The organism is Pseudomonas sp. BP6 (assembly GCF_017875935.1).
Lineage (GTDB): Bacteria > Pseudomonadota > Gammaproteobacteria > Pseudomonadales > Pseudomonadaceae > Aquipseudomonas > Aquipseudomonas putida_Y.
On record NZ_JAGINI010000001.1, the window covers coordinates 5,910,246 to 5,928,556 of the forward strand.

The following is an 18,311-nucleotide window of genomic DNA, read 5'->3' on the forward strand; positions in this document are numbered from 1 at the left end:
AATGAGGATTTCCATGTCAGACGCGTTGAACGCTGTGCCCAAGGGCTTCGAAATCATCGAGCGGGCCAATTGCTTCCAGGGCTTTTACAAGCTCGACAAGTTACGCCTGCGTCACGAGCTATTTGCCGGTGGTATGGGGCGCGAGATCAGTCGCGAGCTGTTTGTGCGCCACGATGCGGTATGCGTGCTGCCGTACGACCCTGCGCGCGATGAAGTGGTGCTGATCGAACAGTTCCGCGTGGGCGCACTGGACAAGGTCGCCAACCCTTGGCTGATCGAGATGGTTGCCGGGCTGATCGACAAAGACGAGCAGCCCGAGGAAGTCGCCCATCGCGAGGCTGAAGAAGAAGCCGGCCTGACCTTCAGCGCCCTGTGGCCGATGACCCGCTACTTCCCGTCGCCTGGCGGCAGTGACGAATACGTTCACCTGTTCCTCGGCCGTTGCAGCAGCGAGGGCGCGGGAGGGCTGCATGGCCTGGAAGAGGAGGGTGAAGACATTCGCGTACGCGTGTGGTCGTTCGAGGATGCCCTGCAGGCGGTGCGCGACGGGCGCATCTGCAATGCGGCCACCATCATTGGCCTGCAATGGCTGGCGCTGAACCGTGACGAAGTAAGAGGTATGTGGAAGTGAACCTGCTGCGCGAGCGCTATCGAGTTGACCTGGTCGGGCTGCAGGCAGCCTGCGAGGCCAACTATGCCCGGCTGATGCGTTTGCTGCCCGACATGCGCACCACCCAGAGCTCGCGCCGCATCGGCATGACCCAGGGCGACCAGATGCTCGGCGTGCTGGTAATCGACGTGGTGCTGGCCTGCCCGTACACCACCACCCTGCATGTGCGCCAGGAACACAGCCTGCCGTGGTTGCCAGTGCCACACCTGGAAGTGCAGGTGTATCACGATGCGCGTATGGCCGAAGTGGTCAGTGCCGAACACACCCGGCGCCTGCGCAGCATCTACCCGTATCCGAACGACGCCATGCACCAGCCGGACGAAAAGGCCCAGCTCAACCTGTTCCTGGGTGAATGGCTTAGCCACTGCCTGGCCTGCGGCCACGAACTGGCAAGTGTTCGCTGAATTGTGACGTGAGTCGGTTGCGGGTGTTTGCTCGTCACCGTCGCACAGCCATAATCCCCGCTGAATCCATTCGAGGAGATGGCCGTTGTCGCCGCCAGACCAATCCCGCCCTGTGCACGTGGTGCAACTGACCGATGCCCACCTGTTCGCTGACCCGGCTGGCAGCATGCTGGGCCTCAAGACCCGCGACAGCCTGCGCCACGTGGTGGCCCAGGTGCGGCGCGAGCAGCCGCTTGTCGACTTGCTGCTGTGCACGGGCGACCTGTCCCAGGATGCCAGCGTGGCATCCTATGAAGCGTTTCGGGAGCTGACCGCACCGTTTGCCGTACCCACTCGCTGGCTGCCGGGCAACCATGACGAGGCTCAGGTGATGGCGCAGGTGGCGCCGGAACTGGTGCAGGCGGTGACCGATATTGGCGCATGGCGGGTGGTCATGCTCAACACCGCCGTGCAGGGTGCTACCCACGGGTTTCTGCAAGATGACCAGCTGGCCGTACTGGAATCCGCCTTGAAAGAGGCCGGCGAGCGGCATTGCCTGGTGTGCTTCCACCATCAGCCAGTGGACATCGGCTGCGCCTGGATCGCGCCGATCGGCTTGCGCAATGCCCAGGCGCTGTTCGATATCGTTGAAGGATATCCACAGGTACGGGCTTTGTTATGGGGGCATGTGCATCAGGAATGGGATGAAGTCCGAGGGGGGCGGCGCCTGCTGGCCACGCCGTCGACCTGCATTCAGTTCGCGGCGCGCAGCGAAGACTTCCAGGTGAGCGAAGAGCATCCGGGGTACCGCTGGTTGCGCCTGCATGCCGATGGGCGGCTGGAGACCGGGGTGGAGCGGGCGCTGGATTTCGAGGTGCAGCTCGACTTCGATAGCCCTGGCTATTGATGATTTTGGGGGCTGCTGCGCAGCCCTATCGCGACACAAGGCCGCTCCCACAGGAGATCGCGTACCCCTGTGAGAGCGGCCTTGTGTCGCGACAGGGGCGCAAAGCACCCCCGGCACTTTCAAAGCTGTTGAAGAATTTGTTGCTAAAACCCCTGTGCGGCGCCAAAACCCGGCGAACGCGCTACACTGCGCGTCCCTGCGCCCGCATTATCAGGCGCGAAGCCACAGATTCCGGGGGCAGCATGTCGGGTTCCATCCTCTATATCCATGGCTTCAACAGCTCGCCGCTTTCGACCAAGGCGCGTCAGCTGGAGGCAGTCATGCAGCAGCTCGGCCTGGCCGAACAGCTGCGAGTGCCGGCCCTGCACCACCACCCACGGCAAGCCATGGCCCAGCTCGAAGCGGCCATCGCCGAACTGGGTGCGCCACTGCTGGTGGGCAGTTCGCTCGGCGGCTACTATGCCACCCATCTGGCCGAGCGCCATGGCCTCAAGGCCCTGCTGGTCAACCCGGCGGTAACCCCGCACAAGCATTTCGACGGTTACCTGGGCACCCAGCGCAATCATTACAGCGGTGAAACCTGGGAGCTGACCCACGATCACGTGCAGGCCCTGGCCGAACTGGAAGTCGCGGCCCCGGCCGATGCCGACCGCTATCAAGTGTGGCTGCAGACCGCCGATGAAACCCTGGACTACCGACACGCCGAGCGCTATTACCGTGCTTGTGCCCTGCGTATCCAGGCCGGTGGCGACCACAGTTTCCAGGGCTTCGCCGAGCGCCTGCCGGCACTGCTGGCGTTCGCCGGCATTGCCCGTGGGCAGTATGCGGCGCTCGATTTTTCTGTATTTTGACTTTTTTGCATTCACCAGACTGACGACGAGACCCTATGGCCAATCCCAGCGCTAGCGCCTATAACGCAGACGCCATCGAAGTCCTCTCGGGCCTTGATCCGGTCCGCAAGCGGCCGGGCATGTACACCGACACCAGCCGCCCCAACCACCTGGCCCAGGAAGTCATCGACAACAGTGTCGACGAAGCACTGGCCGGCCACGCGCGTTCGGTGCAGGTCATCCTGCATGCCGACCATTCGCTGGAAGTCAGCGACGACGGCCGCGGCATGCCGGTGGACATCCATCCGGAAGAGGGCGTGTCCGGGGTCGAGCTGATCCTCACCAAGCTGCACGCCGGCGGCAAGTTCTCCAACAAGAACTATCAGTTTTCCGGTGGCCTGCACGGGGTGGGCATCTCGGTGGTCAACGCCCTGTCGACCCAGGTGCGCGTGCGCGTCAAACGTGACGGCAACGAATACCAGATGACCTTTGCCGATGGCTTCAAGGCCAGCGAGCTGGAAGTGGTCGGCTCTGTCGGCAAGCGCAACACCGGCACCAGCGTGTACTTCAGCCCCGACCCGAAGTACTTCGACTCGCCCAAGTTTTCCATCAGCCGCCTCAAGCACGTGCTCAAGGCCAAGGCGGTATTGTGCCCGGGGCTGCTGGTCAGCTTCGAGGACAAGGCCAGCGGCGAAAAGGTCGAATGGCACTACGAAGATGGCCTGCGCTCCTACCTGGTCGACTCGGTCAACGAATTCCAGCGCCTGCCCGACGAGCCGTTCTGTGGCAGCCTGGCGGGTAACAAGGAAGCGGTTGACTGGGCTTTGCTGTGGCTGCCCGACGGCGGCGACAGCATTCAGGAAAGCTACGTCAACCTGATCCCCACCGCCCAGGGCGGCACCCACGTCAACGGCCTGCGCCAGGGCCTGCTGGATGCCATGCGTGAGTTCTGCGAGTTCCGCAACTTGCTGCCGCGCGGGGTAAAGCTGGCGCCGGAAGACGTTTGGGAGCGCATCACCTTCGTACTGTCGATGAAGATGCAGGACCCGCAGTTCTCCGGGCAGACCAAAGAGCGCCTGTCATCACGTGAGGCCGCGGCGTTCGTCTCCGGCGTGGTCAAGGATGCTTTCAGTCTGTGGCTCAACGCCCACCCCGAGCTGGGCATGCAACTGGCAGAACTGGCCATCAGCAACGCCGGTCGCCGCCTCAAGGCCAGCAAGAAGGTCGAGCGCAAGCGCATCACACAGGGCCCGGCATTGCCCGGCAAGCTGGCCGATTGTGCGGGCCAGGACCCGATGCGTGCCGAGTTGTTCCTGGTCGAGGGTGACTCGGCCGGTGGTTCGGCCAAGCAGGCGCGGGACAAGGAATTCCAGGCCATCCTGCCGCTGCGCGGCAAGATCCTCAACACTTGGGAAGTGGACGGTGGCGAAGTCCTGGCCAGCCAGGAAGTGCACAACATTGCCGTGGCCATTGGTGTCGATCCGGGTGCCACCGACCTTGCGCAACTGCGCTATGGCAAGATCTGCATCCTCGCCGACGCTGACTCCGACGGCCTGCACATCGCCACACTGCTGTGTGCGCTGTTCGTTCAACACTTCCGGGCACTGGTCGAGGCTGGGCATGTTTATGTGGCCATGCCGCCCCTGTACCGCATCGACCTGGGCAAGGAAATCTACTATGCCCTCGACGAAGCCGAGCGTGACGGCATCCTCGACCGCCTGGTGGCCGAGAAGAAGCGTGGCAAGCCGCAGGTAACACGCTTCAAGGGCCTGGGCGAGATGAACCCGCCGCAGTTGCGCGAAACCACCATGGACCCGAACACCCGACGCCTGGTGCAACTGACCCTGGACGATGTAGAAGCTACCTGCGAGCTGATGGACAAGCTGCTGGCCAAGAAGCGCGCCGGTGACCGCAAGAGCTGGCTGGAAACCAAGGGCAACCTGGCCGAGGTCATGGTTTGATTCGGCAAGTCCTTGCCGTTTGCCTGGCGTTGGTTGCCCTGCCTTGCCTGGCGGGCAACTGGCCAGAGCTGAAGATGAGAGCCGAGCACCCGATCGACGGTATGCGCGGTGGCAACCTTTCGGGTCTGGTGGAATGCCGGGGCGGGTTGTGGGGCGTGTCCGATCGTGACGACGACCGTATCTACCGCTTCGATCAGCAGAACCCCACCTGGCGCGCGCAGCCGCTTACCTTCACCCCGCCGGCTGTCCCGGAAAGCGGCCTGCCATGGGGGTTGAAGTCGCGCAACTGGGCGGCATCGTACATTCGCGGTGGCGAGCTGGATTTCGAAGGTATCACCTGTGATCAGGCGGGTAACCTCTATCTGGTCAGCGAGGCGCATGCCGCGGTGCTGCAATTGCCGCTGGAAGGCGAGCCGGACTGGTTGAGGATCGACTCGGCCATGGTGCGCCAGGCCCGGGCAAGCGGCATGCTGCTGAACTTCAATGCCCTGTTCGAAGGTGTGGCGATCAACCCGGCGGGCGACCGCCTGTGGCTGGCCGCCGAGCGTGAGCGCCGTGGCCTGGTGGCCATTGAGCGCCGGCAGTCGGTATGGACTTGCGGGCGCAGTTGCGTGCTGCTGAGCGAGGCTGGGGTCGAGATGCAACCGGCGCAAATGCCCAATGCCCGGGCCCTGTCGCGCGACTTCGCGGACCTGGCCTGGTTCGAGGGCAAGCTGTTTACCCTAGAACGTAACGCCTACCGGGTGTGCCGGCGTGATGCCGACAGTGGCAAGGTCGAGCGTTGCTGGTCGTTCGCTGCCGATGCGCTGGTCGAGTCACGGCGTTACGCGCAGCCGTTTGGCCTGGCCGAAGCACTGGTGATCGATGCCAAGGGTGCCTGGATTGGCCTGGACAACAACAACAGCGCCCGAGCCGATGGCGAAACCCGCCCGGTCGTCTGGCGCTTCGACGCACCGCAAGGCGGCTGGAGCGCCAAACCATGAGCCAGGCGCCGGGCAAGCGCGCGGGCAGGGTGCTGATGATCGTCGCCTGGGCGGCGGCGCTGTTTCTTGCCACGCGCTTTTTCGGCCAGTGGGAAGACAGCCAGCGTAACCCCAACAGCCAGGTGCAATCCGAGCATGGTGCAGGCTATATCGAAGTGCGCCTGCTGAGTAATGGCCAGGGCCACTTCGTGGTGGATGGTGCCATCAACGGGCAGGTGGTGCATTTCATGCTCGACACCGGCGCCACCGACGTGGCGATCCCGGAGGCGTTGGCTCGTGAACTGAGCCTGGAGCGCGGTAGCCCCGTGCTACTGAGCACCGCCAACGGCCGCACCGAAGGCTACCGCACGCGCTTGGCCAGCCTGCAACTGGGCGATATCCGCCTGCAGAACGTACGCGCCATCGTGGTGCCGGGCCTGGACGGCCCCACCGTACTGCTGGGCATGAGTGCCCTGCAACAACTTGAATTTACCCAGCGCGGTGGCACCATGCTGCTGCGCCAGAACCTGAAATAATGACGAGGCCCGCATGAGCGACTCACTGGAACTCAGCCTGGACGGCGTCGAACGCCGCTCGCTGGCTGACTTCACCGAACAGGCCTACCTCAACTATTCCATGTACGTGATCATGGACCGTGCCCTGCCGCACATCGGCGACGGCCTGAAGCCGGTGCAGCGACGCATCGTCTATGCCATGAGCGAGTTGGGGCTCGATGCCGATGCCAAGCACAAGAAGTCGGCGCGTACCGTCGGTGATGTGCTCGGCAAGTTCCATCCCCATGGCGACTCGGCCTGCTACGAGGCCATGGTGCTGATGGCGCAGCCGTTCAGCTACCGCTACACCCTGGTCGATGGCCAGGGTAACTGGGGTGCGCCGGATGATCCGAAGTCGTTCGCCGCCATGCGCTATACCGAGGCGCGGCTGTCGCGCTACGCTGAAGTGCTGCTCAGCGAAGTCGGCCAGGGCACCGTGGACTGGGTGCCGAACTTCGACGGCACGTTGCAGGAGCCGGCCGTGCTGCCCGCGCGCCTGCCCAACATCCTGCTCAACGGTACCACCGGTATCGCCGTGGGCATGGCCACCGATGTGCCGCCGCACAACCTGCGAGAGGTGGCCAGTGCCTGTGTGCGACTGCTCGATGAGCCCAAGGCGACCATCGAGCAGTTGTGCGAGCACATCCAAGGGCCGGATTACCCGACCGAGGCAGAGATCGTTACGCCGCGGGCAGAAATTCTCAAGATGTACGAAAGCGGCCGCGGCTCGATCCGCATGCGCGCCGTGTACCGCGTCGAAGATGGCGACATCGTCGTCACGGCGCTGCCGCACCAGGTCTCCGGGGCCAAAGTGCTGGAGCAGATTGCCGCGCAGATGCAGGCCAAGAAGCTGCCGATGGTCGCCGACCTGCGCGACGAGTCGGACCACGAAAACCCGTGCCGTATCGTCATCATCCCGCGTTCCAACCGCGTGGATGTCGACGAGCTGATGCAGCACCTGTTCGCTACCACTGACCTGGAAAGCACCTACCGGGTCAACGTGAACATCATCGGCCTGGACGGCCGTCCGCAGTTGAAAAACCTGCGAACCATATTGGTAGAGTGGCTGGAGTTCCGCACCAATACCGTTCGTCGCCGCCTGCAACACCGTCTGGATAAGGTCGAGAAGCGTCTGCACCTGTTGGACGGTTTACTCACCGCGTTCCTCAACCTGGATGAAGTGATCCACATCATCCGTACCGAGGAATACCCCAAACAGGCCCTGATCGAGCGTTTCGAGCTGACCGAGATCCAGGCCGACTACATCCTCGAGACCCGCTTGCGGCAGTTGGCGCGCCTGGAAGAGATGAAGATCCGCGGTGAGCAGGATGAGTTGCTGAAGGAGCAAGCCAAGCTGCAGGCCCTGCTGGGGAGCGAGGCCAAACTGCGCAAGCTGGTGCGCAGCGAGCTGATCAAGGATGCCGAAACCTATGGCGATGATCGTCGTTCGCCGATCGTAGCGCGTGCCGAAGCCAAAGCGCTGTCGGAAAACGAGCTGATGCCGACCGAGCCCGTCACCGTGGTGCTGTCGGAGAAAGGCTGGGTGCGCTGCGCCAAGGGCCACGATATCGACGCCACTGGCCTTTCCTACAAGGCCGGCGACGGCTTCAAGGCTGCTGCAGCCGGGCGTTCCAACCAGTTTGCCGTGCTTATCGATTCGACCGGGCGCAGCTACTCGCTGGCCGCCCACAGCCTGCCATCGGCGCGTGGCCAGGGTGAGCCGCTGACTGGCCGTCTGACGCCGCCACCGGGGGCGACTTTCGAATGTGTGTTGTTGCCTGACGACGATGCGCTGTACGTGGTGGCTTCGGATGCCGGTTACGGCTTTGTGGTCAAGGGTGAGGATCTGCAGGCCAAGAACAAGGCCGGCAAAGGCTTGCTCAGCTTGCCCAACGGGGCCAAGGTCATGACCCCGCGCCCAGTGGCCGATCGCGAGCAGGACTGGTTGGCGGCGGTGACCACCGAAGGCCGCCTGCTGGTGTTCAAGGTCAGCGACTTGCCACAGTTGGGTAAAGGCAAGGGCAACAAGATCATTGGCGTGCCGGGTGACCGGGTGGCCAGCCGTGAAGAATTTGTGACCGATCTAGCCGTGATTCCCGAAGGTGCGACCCTTGTATTGCAGGCCGGCAAGCGTACCCTGTCTTTGAAGGCGGACGACCTGGAACACTACAAGGGCGAGCGCGGTCGGCGCGGCAGCAAGCTGCCACGCGGGTTCCAGCGTGTCGATGGGTTGCAGGTGGAGGTGCCGACATAACCGGTTGTAATGCCTGGAACGGCAATTTCAACGCCGTTTCGGGCAGAAATGCTGGAGTCGTACGGTTATTTCGCGGATGATATGCCCCTTGCGGTGCCGGCGTAGCCGTGTGCCCGTTTGAATATACATGTATCACTGCGGTGTGCCTTGTGGCAGCCGCCTGGATGGGATGATGAAATTTCTGCGCCTTCCATTTGCGCTGTTGATGACTGGCCTGCTGGGCCTTGGCGGGTGCACCATGCATCAGCCGGTTGCCCTGTATCAGCTCGACAGTGGTGATCCTGGTCAGCCTTCGCAGAGTGCGGGTATGGCCGTTGTACTCGGCCCGGTATCGGTGGCCGATTATCTTCAGCGTGAGACGTTCCTGCAGCGTCAAGCTGATGGCAGCCTGAGCGCGGCGACCGACGGTCGTTGGGCTGGTAGCCTTTCATCGGATATCGACCAACTGCTGGTGCGTCAACTGGCCTGGCGCTTGGACAGCCAGCGCGTAGTACTGGCCCCGGCGACCGAAGGCTTCACCCCGGACGTGCAAGTGCTGTTGTCGATCACTCGCCTGGACTCGGGCAAGAACCAGCCGGCCATCCTGGATGCCCAGTGGCGTTTGCTGGACCGCCGTGGCCATGTGCGTGACAACCGCATCATTCACCTCGAGCAACAGCACGAGGGCAGTGAGTCGTCGCAGGTGCAGGCCCAGGGGCAACTGCTGCAGAAGTTGGCCGAACAGTTGAGCACAGCGGTGAAGCCGCTGGCCAACCAGCCGGCGATTGCCGAAGAGGCACCGAAAAAGTCCGCTGCACCGAAGCAGGTGAAGAAAGGGCCGGAGAAACCCAAAATCCCGATGGCCTCGCCGATTCGCACCGATATGGAAGTTTATCGGTTCTGATCAAGCGGCCAGATACGACAAAGCCCGCATTCGCTGCGGGCTTTTTTGTATCTGCCGGTCTTCGTAGGAGCGGGTTTACCCGCGAAGAGGCCGGCCCTGGTGGCCAATTTCCACCCGCCGTTCACCGTTGCGGCCGCTACCGTATTCGCGGGTAAACCCGCTCCTACACCTGATCGGGGGTGGACACACATCGGGGGTTGGACACAGGCCGTCGTGTAGGAGCGGGTTTACCCGCGAAGAGGCCGGCCCTGGTGGCCAATTTCCACCCGCCGTTCACCGTTGCGGCCGCTACCGTATTCGCGGGTAAACCCGCTCCTACACCTGATCGGGGTGGACACACATCGGGGGTTGGACACAGGCCGTCGTGTAGGAGCGGGTTTACCCGCGAAGAGGCCGGCCCTGGTGGCCAATTTCCACCCGCCGTTCACCGTTGCGGCCGCTACCGTATTCGCGGGTAAACCCGCTCCTACACCTGATTGGGGGCGACACATGTCGGGGGTTGGACACAGGCCGTGGTGTAGGAGCGGGTTTACCCGCGAAGAGGCCGGCCCTGGTGGCCAATTTCCACCCGCCGTTCACCGTTGCGGCCGCTACCGTATTCGCGGGTAAACCCGCTCCTACACCTGATTGGGGGCGGACACACATCGGGGGTTGGACACAGGCCGTGGTGTAGGAGCGGGTTTACCCGCGAAGAGGCCGGCCCTGGTGGCCAATTACCACCCGCCGTTCACCGTTGCGGCCGCTACCGTATTCGCGGGTAAACCCGCTCCTACACCTGATTGGGGGCGACACATGTCGGGGGTTGGACACAGGCCGTCGTGTAGGAGCGGGTTTACCCGCGAAGAGGCCGGCCCTGCTGGCCAATTACCACCCGCCGTTCACCGTTGCGGCCGCCACCGTATTCGCGGGTAAACCCGCTCCTACACCTGATTGGGGGCGACACATGTCGGGGGTTGGACACAGGCCGTGGTGTAGGAGCGGGTTTACCCGCGAAGAGGCCGGCCCTGGTGGCCAATTTCCACCCGCCGTTCACCGTTGCTGCCGCCACCGTATTCGCGGGTAAACCCGCTCCTACCGGTGTTTGCGCTATTGGCTGGCTTTTGCGCCAGGCACGTGATCGCAAGGCAACCAGCCTGGCTCAAGACATACGCTGTAGATGCAGCGTATGCCTGTCAGGCGCGGTGCTCATGCATGCGCGCCAGTTGCCGTTCCAGCATTGACGGGTAGGGCTCCATCAGGCGCTCCACACAGCACGCGCCTTCGGGGCTGGCGATCGGGCGAATACGCGCACGCTGGCGAATCAGGGCGTCATCGTTGATCTGCCGCTCTACCAGCAACAGGTTGCGGCTGTGCTGCGACAGCGCCAGGGCATCCTGGACTTTCTCGGCAATCAGCAGGTCAACCAGTTCCAGCCCATGCAGGTCGTTGCCCAAGACCAGGCCTAGCTGCAGTTGCAGGGTGATGCCGCTGTCGGCTACCTCGATCTGCAAGGCGTGGCCCAGGGCGCGCAACAGTTCGCCACAGCAAATGGCGTTGGTCAGGTAGTCCTCGCCACATTCGCGGCTGTGGAACAGCACCAGGGTGCTGCCGTCGTTCAGTGTGTGGGTTTCGCCGTCATAGAGCGAAGCCGCGTGCTCCAGGCAATCGCGGTAGCGCTCGGTCAGCTCGTCCAGGCGTGTACGTGGCAGGCGGCGCAGTTGCTCCTGCGAGCCCAGCTGCACGGCAAGTACGGCGCTGTACTGCGGCTCGTCGGACTCGACCTCTGCGGCGGCCTTGGGTGCAGTGTCGTCGTCCAGCAGGCCGGCGAAGGCTGCGTCGTCATCTTCGTCTTCCAGGGCGACCTTGGTGCGCGGTACTGCCTTGGGTGCCGGGGCAGCTGCGTGCAGGTCGTCGAATTGCTCGTCGTCTTCTTCCTCGGGCTCCGGCTCTGGTGGCGGAGGCGGGGCCAGGCGTGCATGCAGCTGTCGGGCGATGTCGCCGATCTCGTCCTGGCGGTCGGTGGCCGGGGTATAGGGCTGCGGGTCGCGCAGCCATACCCGCAGCTGCAGCAGTGGCAGGGTGATGAAGCGGCCTTGACGCAAGCTGAGGGCCAAGGCCAGGGCCAGCAGGATGGCGGCCAGAATGCCCATGCTCTGCAGGCTGATCAGCATCGGCTGCTGGAACTGGCTCATGTCCAGGCTGATGCGCAGTTGCCCGGCCATCACGTCCTGGAACGTGATCTTGGTCTGGTACAGGCCTTCGGCCTCGCCCAGCAGGCTGTTGCGCGGGCGCTGGCCAGCTTCGGCGAGGATGCGGTTATCCACGCTGTAGATTGCCGCATGGGCCACCAGCGGGTTTTTCACCAGGTTGCCCAGTAGCACGTTGAGGCTGAGGATGTCGTTGGACACCAGCAGCTCGGTTGCCGATGTGGCAGTCTGGGTGGTCAGGCTCTGGCCCAGGGCATCGGCCTGCTCATGCATGGCCTGCTTGAACTGCAGGCCCATCACGCAGGCGTAGATCACCAGCGCCAGCGCCACCAGGAAAATGTTGGTGCAGGCGATGCGCAGTGCCAGCGGCACGCGACGTTGACTCAGGGCGCGATAGATCATCAGGAAGAAGTTGTCTGGTTTGACTGGCGTGGGCCGGTTCACAGAGCTCGGCTCTTAATGGCATGAAAGTGGGGGGAGTATAGCGAGCCGGGTTTTGTCGGCAAAGTATCGTTGGCGCCCGATGGTCATGGAAAATCGGTAGAATGCGCATTTTTCATCGAAGTCGGAGCCAGGTTGTGCGCGAAATCGTCCTGATCAACATCACCGGTGAGGACCGTCCCGGTCTCACTGCGGCTATCACCGGCGTCCTGCTGCAGGACGGTGTGAGTATCCTCGACATCGGCCTGGCGGTCATGCACGGCACCTTGTCGTTTGGCATCCTGGTCGACATCCCGGACAACGAAGTCGCTACCGCACTGCTGCAAAGCGTGCAGGCAAAAGCCCACGAACTGAACCTGCAGGCCCGTTACACGCCGATTTCCGAGGCGGACTACCAGCATTGGGCCGATGGGCATGGCGAAGCGCGCCACATCGTTACCCTGCTCAGCCGCAAGATCACTCCCGAGCAGTTGCAGCGGGTGAGTGCGGTGATCAGCCAGTACGGCCTGACTATCGAGCGCATGGAGCGCCTGTCGGCCCGGGTGGCACTGGATGCCGAATTCGACAAGGGCAAGGCAGCCGTCGAGATCTCCGTGCGTGGCGTGCCGAGCGATGCCCAGGCCCTGCGCGCCGACTTCTTTGCCCTGGCTGAAGAACTGAGTGTCGACATCGCCTTCCAGAAGGACGATCTGTTCCGCCGCAACCGCCGCCTGGCGGTGTTCGACATGGACTCCACGCTGATCGAGGCCGAAGTCATCGACGAATTGGCCAAGGCAGCGGGTGTGGGGGAGCAGGTGGCGGCGATCACCGAGCGCGCCATGCGCGGTGAACTGGACTTCCGCGCCAGCTTCAAAGAACGCATGGCTCTGCTCAAGGGCCTGGATGTGGGTGTGCTGGACGAGATCGGGGCATCGCTGCGCCTGACCGAGGGTGCCGAGAACCTGTTTGCCGAGCTCAAGCGCCTGGGATACAAGACTGCGATTCTATCCGGTGGCTTTACCTACTTCGCTCGTCAGGTACAGGCGCGCCTGGGTATCGACTATGTGTTCGCCAACGAACTTGAAGTGGTCGATGGCAAGGTGACCGGCGTGGCTGTTGAGCCGATTGTCGATGCCCAGCGCAAGGCCGAACTGTTGAAGAAGCTGGCCAGTGAGGAGGGCTTGCAACTGGAGCAGACCATCGCTGTGGGCGATGGCGCCAATGATCTGCCGATGCTGTCGCTGGCCGGGTTGGGCGTGGCGTTCCGTGCCAAGCCGCTGGTGCGCCAGTCGGCCAAGCAAGCGATTTCCACCTTGGGGCTGGATGGGGTGCTGTATCTGCTGGGCCTGCGTGACCGCGACGCCCGCGGCTGATCCGTGAATCTGGGGCCGCATGCTGGCCCCAATGGAAAAGGCCCTGCATTTGCAGGGCCTTTCCATATGGATCGAATCAAGCCTGCACAGGTGCCGCCAACTGTTGCCCCATGCGCACTGCTGAGCCAGCACCCAGGCTCTCGGCCCATTTCACCTGCTCTGGCCCGAAGAGCACGATGGCAGTCGAACCCAGCTTGAAGCGGCCTAGTTCGGCACCTTTCTCCAAGTGGATCGGGGCGCGGCTGGCTTCGTCGTAGCGGAAGGTCTTCAGTTCACGCTTGGGCGGTGTGACCAGCCCTGCCCATACCGTTTCGATCGAGGCGACGATCATCGCACCGACCAGTACCACGGCCATTGGCCCGCGCTCTGTATCGAACAGACAGACCACGCGCTCGTTGCGGGCGAACAGTTCGGGGACATTCTCTGCGGTGGTCTGGTTGACCGAGAACAGACGGCCCGGCACGTAGACCATTTCGCGCAGGGTGCCGGCCAGCGGCATGTGCACGCGGTGGTAGTCCTTGGGCGACAGGTAGATGGTGGCAAACTCGCCGCCCATGAACGGCGCGGCCATGGCCGGGTCACCGCCCAGCAGCTCTTGCGCGCTGAAACCGTGGCCTTTGGCCTGGAAGATACGGCCGTGCTCGATCGGGCCGAGCTGGCTGACCGCACCGTCGGCCGGGCACAGGATGGCGCCCGGGGTTTCGTCCAAAGGGCGGGCGCCTGGCTTCAGGGCGCGGGTGAAGAACGCATTGAAGTGCTCGTAAGCGCTCAGGTCTTCGACCAGAGCCTCGCTCATGTTGACCTGGTAGCGCTTGGCGAACCATGCGGTGAAGGCGTTCTTGAACCAGCGCACACGGCACTCGGCGATGCAGCCGGCCAGCCGCGACAGCAGGTGGTGCGGCAGCAGGTACTGGCTGATGATGAACAGACGGGATTTCATGCAGGTTCCTTAGACTTCTACAGGCGTGTCCGGGTGGTTGCCCCATTCGCCCCACGAGCCGGCGTAGGCCTTGACGCGTGGGTAGCCGAGGGACTTGGCCACCAGGTAAGTGAAACCGGAGCGGCGGTGGGTCTGGCAGTGGGTGATCACTTCCTTGTCAGGGGTGATGCCCAGCTTCTCCAGGACTTCAGCGATGTCGTGGCGGATGCGCAGGTGGTCGTTGAAGTCCATGCCGGCGGTCCACTCGAAGTTGATCGCGCCGGGAATATGGCCGCCTTTGGCTGCCAGCACTTTTTCGCCGCTGAATTCCTGCGGGCCGCGCGCGTCCCAGATGACCAGGTCATCGGCGCCCAGGCGGCTTTGCAGGTACTCGCGGGTGGCAGTGGGTGCGCTGTCGATGTGCAGACGGACCGGGGCGTTGCCACTGGCCGGCACTTGGGTGGACAGCTTGTCTGCCGGCCAGGCCTGGATACCGCCATTGAGGTAGTGGTAGCGCTTGTGGCCGATGACATCGAGCAGCCAGATGAAGCGCCCGGCCCAGCCACCGCCTTCATCGTCGTACACCACATACACGGCGTCGGCGCGGTGGCCTAGTTCGCTGAACAGTTTCTCGAGCTCGCCCAGGGCCGGTAGCAGGCCGGGCGCCGGGGGCTGGCCGAGCTGGGTGCGCTTGCCTTCGACAAAGCGCGCGCCGGGGATATGCCCGCTGACATAGCGGTTGGCGCTGCTCAGGTCGACCAGGATCAGTTGCGGCGAATCCAGGCGTGGCAGCAGGTCTGCAGCTTCGATCACCAGGGGCAGGCCGGAAAAGTCGGTCATCCACGGTCTCCAGTGTGGAAAGAGGGGCGATTGTAGCGCAAGGCTCAACCCTTGCGGTTGGTAAACACCGACAAGGCCCGCTCGATGCATTGCGCGGTCTTGCCGAAGGCTTGCACGCTGATATCGGCCATCGGCCGGCAGCCCTGGTCGGCGACCAGCAGCATCAGCACCTGGTCGTTCGCAGCCAGCGAGCGAAGTAGAACATGCTCGCTGCGAAACAAAGCGCGCAGCGGGGCAGGCATCAGCGCCGAGAACTGGCTGTGGTTTTCCGGTGTGATGCGCAGCTGCCCGGCCTGACTCAGCAGCTTTTGCAGCAGCTTGTTCTGTGATACCTGCAGGGCCAGGGCCCCAGCCTCCTTGGGCAGACCGGCAATTTGCTGCACGCGCAGGTAGTCGCTGGCCTTGTCCAGGCTAAGCAGCATGATGCGTTGCATGCCGCAGGCCAGCAGGGCTTCCTGGGCCTGGGTGGCCAGGTGCACGGCGTTGGTGAACGGGCTGGGTTGGGCCAGCAGGTGCTGGCACAGCGTGCGCCAGCGCGCCAGGTCGTCGCTGCTGGGTGGAGGCGGGGCCAGCATGTCCGGGTGAGGGCGGCGTTGGTGCCACGGCCAGATCAAAGCCTCGGCCGGGTGGAACAGGGCATGCCGGGCGTGGCGGCGGGCGCTGGCAGCCGCCTGCTGGTGCACTTGCTGCTGCACGTCTTCCAGCGTGGTTTGCAGGTACAGCGCGGTCAGCAGTTGCCAGCGCAGCAGGTGCGGGTTGTCCCAGCCGACCTGTGCCGCCAGGGCCAGGTTGTTGGCCAGCAGTACGGTATTGGCCGGCTGGTTGAACCAACGTCGCAAGCCGGGCTCGGCATCCAGGCGGTGCTGTTGGCTGAGCAGGTCTTCGTCGCGGGCGATGCTCAGCACCTGGGCCAGTTGCTCGCGCTCTTCCAGCAGCAGGCGATAGCCCTGGGTGACCCACTGGGGCAGGCGCCAATACTCGGCCATGGTCTGGCACAGCGCCATGATGCGCACGCCGAACAGTTCTTCCTCGACGTGGGCGGCGTCTTCACCTTTGTGAATAACCCGCAGTTCCCAGGTGTCGAGCAGCTTGGGGTAAGCCAGTGCCAGTGGCCAGAGTGGCGACAGGAACAGCAGGCTGCCCCAGTGAATCTCTTGCCACAGCCGTGCCAGGCGGCTGGCGAACAGGCCGCTGGCCTGCTGTGCCGCATGCTGGCTGATCATCTGGAACTGGCACAGTACCGGCGGAATCTCCTCCACGGGCAGTGCCGGCAGGCGTTTGAGAAGCTGCTCGCTGCGCTCCAGGCCCAGGCGGTTGAGTGCGACTTCCAGGCTTTCGGCGGGCTCGGCGAGGCTGGCATTGGTGGGGTGATTGGCTTCGCGCATCACTGACAGCACCAGTGCCGGGCTATCCTGCATCAGTTCGGCGATATCGCGCAGCGAGCGGCGGTTATCGTGGATGGCGGCCATGACCCGATCGTAGCTGTGCTTCGGCACGGGGATGCGAACACTCTCGAGCAGCTTTACCCAGGCCTCTAGCGTACGCGGGGCCTGAGTGGGCACCTTGGTTTCAATTGGCATTTTGACATCAGTCCGAACTGGCTTTTCGCATTGAGTGGCTATAGTCTGGCGCAGTTCTGCCGATAAGTAGAAGAAGAGTTTTAAAGCTCCCGTCTCTTCCCCTGACCACGACAGCAAGTGCTTTGAACCTATGGCTAAAATTATCGGCATCATCGTCGTATTCGCGAGCGTGCTCGGCGGCTACGTACTCTCCCACGGCAAGATCGCAGCGCTGATCCAGCCGTTCGAAGTACTGATCATCGGCGGTGCGGCCTTCGGTGCATTCCTGCAGGCCAACCCTGGCCACATGACCATGCATGTCATCAAGAAGTCGATAAAGATGTTCGGCTCGCGCTTCAGCCATGCCTTCTACCTGGAGGTGCTGGGCCTTGTATACGAAATCCTCAACAAGAGCCGTCGCGAAGGCATGATGGCCATCGAGGCCGACATCGAGGACGCCGCTGCCAGCCCGATCTTCGCCAAGTACCCGACGGTACTGGCCGATGAGCGCATGACTGCGTTCGTCTGCGACTACCTGCGCATCATGTCCACCGGCAACATGGCCCCACACGAGCTCGAGGGCCTGTTCGACATGGAACTGCTGAGCATGAAAGAAGAGCTGGAGCACCCGTCCCACGCGGTGACCGGCATCGCCGACGGTATGCCCGGCTTCGGTATCGTTGCGGCGGTACTGGGTATCGTGGTGACCATGGCCTCGCTGGGCGATGGCGACCAGGCGGCCATCGGCATGCACGTAGGTGCGGCGCTGGTGGGTACCTTCTTCGGTATTCTGGCGGCTTACGGTTTCTTCGGTCCTTTGGCCAAGTGCCTGGAGCACGATGCCAAGGAAGAACTGAACCTCTACGAATCGATCAAGGCTTCGCTGGTGGCCTCGGCGTCGGGCATGCCACCTTCGCTGGCGGTCGAGTTCGGGCGCAAGGTGCTGTACCCCAAGCACCGCCCAAGCTTCGCCGAACTGGAACAAGCGGTTCGCGGTCGCTGAGTCATGGAGAACAATCAGCCCATCATCGTCAAGCGCGTCAAGCGCTTTGGCGGCGGCCACCATGGTGGCGCCTGGAAAATCGCCTTTGCCGACTTCGCCACGGCGATGATGGCGTTCTTCCTGGTGCTGTGGCTGTTGTCCACGGCCACGCCTGAGCAGAAGATCGCCATTGCCGGCTACTTCCAGGACCCAATCGGTTTCTCCGAGAGTGGCACGCCTTATGTCATCGACCTGGGTGGTTCACCGGAAATGGCGCCGGACAAAACCATCAATCCGGAAGTGAAGACCGAGCCGACGCAGCAGTCCCCCACTCAGCTGAGCAAGGACCAGGTCGAGACCATGGCCGAGCAGGTCGAGCGCGAGCGTCTGGAGCTATTGCTGCAGGAACTGCAGAACAAGGTGGAAGAGAACCCGCAGCTGCAGAAGTTCAAGGACCAGATCCTGTTTGAGATTACCCAGGATGGCCTGCGTATCCAGATCATGGATGCCGAGAACCGGCCGATGTTCGACATCGGTAGCGCGCGCCTGCAGCCCTACTTCGAAGATATCCTGCTGGCCATGGCCGACACCATCAAGGCGGTGCCGAACAAGATCAGCATCAGCGGCC

Annotated in this window: 16 protein-coding genes; 12 read left to right on the forward strand and 4 right to left on the reverse strand. The window is 63.3% G+C overall.

Going from position 1 to position 18,311, the window contains the following annotated elements; genetic code table 11:
• The first annotated feature begins 13 nt into the window (after window positions 1-13).
• The 9 genes from J3A98_RS26710 (at window position 14) to J3A98_RS26750 (ending at window position 9,404) form a co-directional block, all read left to right on the forward strand.
• Window positions 14-631, forward strand: coding sequence for an NUDIX domain-containing protein (locus J3A98_RS26710; RefSeq protein WP_021783858.1), 618 nt, complete (start codon window positions 14-16; stop codon window positions 629-631).
• Window positions 622-1,074, forward strand: coding sequence for a DUF1249 domain-containing protein (locus J3A98_RS26715; RefSeq protein WP_176683124.1), 453 nt, complete (start codon window positions 622-624; stop codon window positions 1,072-1,074). The genes J3A98_RS26710 and J3A98_RS26715 overlap by 10 nt, the downstream gene beginning before the upstream one ends.
• An 85-nt stretch (window positions 1,075-1,159) precedes the next feature.
• The gene (gene cpdA, locus J3A98_RS26720) at window positions 1,160-1,960 is read left to right on the forward strand and encodes a 3',5'-cyclic-AMP phosphodiesterase (RefSeq protein ID WP_209969699.1); all 801 of its coding nucleotides are present in this window, start codon (window positions 1,160-1,162) and stop codon (window positions 1,958-1,960) included.
• Between the two features lie 242 nt (window positions 1,961-2,202).
• Window positions 2,203-2,811 (forward strand): YqiA/YcfP family alpha/beta fold hydrolase, encoded by a 609-nt coding sequence (locus J3A98_RS26725; protein ID WP_209969701.1) that lies wholly within the window; start codon window positions 2,203-2,205, stop codon window positions 2,809-2,811.
• Between the two features lie 35 nt (window positions 2,812-2,846).
• Window positions 2,847-4,751, forward strand: coding sequence for a DNA topoisomerase IV subunit B (gene parE / locus J3A98_RS26730; protein WP_176683127.1), 1,905 nt, complete (start codon window positions 2,847-2,849; stop codon window positions 4,749-4,751).
• Window positions 4,748-5,734, forward strand: a complete 987-nt coding sequence (locus J3A98_RS26735) for an esterase-like activity of phytase family protein (protein ID WP_209969703.1) — start codon at window positions 4,748-4,750, stop codon at window positions 5,732-5,734. The genes parE and J3A98_RS26735 overlap by 4 nt, the downstream gene beginning before the upstream one ends.
• Window positions 5,731-6,249, forward strand: coding sequence for a TIGR02281 family clan AA aspartic protease (locus J3A98_RS26740; RefSeq protein ID WP_176683129.1), 519 nt, complete (start codon window positions 5,731-5,733; stop codon window positions 6,247-6,249). The genes J3A98_RS26735 and J3A98_RS26740 overlap by 4 nt, the downstream gene beginning before the upstream one ends.
• Before the next feature lie 13 nt (window positions 6,250-6,262).
• On the forward strand, window positions 6,263-8,521 hold the full coding sequence (gene parC, locus J3A98_RS26745; RefSeq protein ID WP_014859646.1) for a DNA topoisomerase IV subunit A: 2,259 nt from the start codon (window positions 6,263-6,265) through the stop codon (window positions 8,519-8,521).
• Between the two features lie 172 nt (window positions 8,522-8,693).
• The gene (locus J3A98_RS26750) at window positions 8,694-9,404 is read left to right on the forward strand and encodes an ABC-type transport auxiliary lipoprotein family protein (RefSeq protein WP_176683131.1); all 711 of its coding nucleotides are present in this window, start codon (window positions 8,694-8,696) and stop codon (window positions 9,402-9,404) included.
• Between the two features lie 1,172 nt (window positions 9,405-10,576).
• On the opposite strand, the gene J3A98_RS26755 is transcribed toward J3A98_RS26750, so the two are convergent.
• Window positions 10,577-12,034 carry an AhpA/YtjB family protein gene (locus J3A98_RS26755; RefSeq protein WP_176683132.1) on the reverse strand — a complete coding sequence of 486 codons (1,458 nt, stop codon included), beginning with the start codon at window positions 12,032-12,034 and terminating at the stop codon, window positions 10,577-10,579.
• A 134-nt stretch (window positions 12,035-12,168) separates the two neighbouring features.
• Here J3A98_RS26755 and serB point away from each other — a divergent pair, with 134 nt between their 5' ends.
• Window positions 12,169-13,383 (forward strand): phosphoserine phosphatase SerB, encoded by a 1,215-nt coding sequence (serB, locus tag J3A98_RS26760; protein ID WP_209969706.1) that lies wholly within the window; start codon window positions 12,169-12,171, stop codon window positions 13,381-13,383.
• A gap of 76 nt (window positions 13,384-13,459) precedes the next feature.
• On the opposite strand, the gene asd is transcribed toward serB, so the two are convergent.
• From asd to J3A98_RS26775, 3 genes are read right to left on the reverse strand one after another with little or no spacing between them, the layout of a single operon-like run.
• Complete coding sequence (gene asd / locus J3A98_RS26765) at window positions 13,460-14,323, reverse strand: archaetidylserine decarboxylase (RefSeq protein ID WP_025340835.1); 864 nt, start codon at window positions 14,321-14,323, stop codon at window positions 13,460-13,462.
• 9 nt (window positions 14,324-14,332) lie between these two features.
• Complete coding sequence (locus tag J3A98_RS26770) at window positions 14,333-15,142, reverse strand: rhodanese-like domain-containing protein (protein ID WP_176683135.1); 810 nt, start codon at window positions 15,140-15,142, stop codon at window positions 14,333-14,335.
• 44 nt (window positions 15,143-15,186) lie between these two features.
• Entirely contained in the window at window positions 15,187-16,722 is a 1,536-nt protein-coding gene (locus J3A98_RS26775; protein ID WP_176683136.1) for an HDOD domain-containing protein, read from the reverse strand.
• A 130-nt stretch (window positions 16,723-16,852) separates the two neighbouring features.
• Here J3A98_RS26775 and motA point away from each other — a divergent pair, with 130 nt between their 5' ends.
• A complete protein-coding gene (gene motA / locus J3A98_RS26780) occupies window positions 16,853-17,704 on the forward strand; it encodes a flagellar motor stator protein MotA (RefSeq protein WP_176683137.1) in 852 nt (283 codons plus the stop codon).
• Between the two features lie 3 nt (window positions 17,705-17,707).
• Window positions 17,708-18,311 (forward strand): flagellar motor protein MotB (locus J3A98_RS26785; RefSeq protein WP_209969709.1); only part of this gene is annotated, 604 nt, incomplete at its 3' end.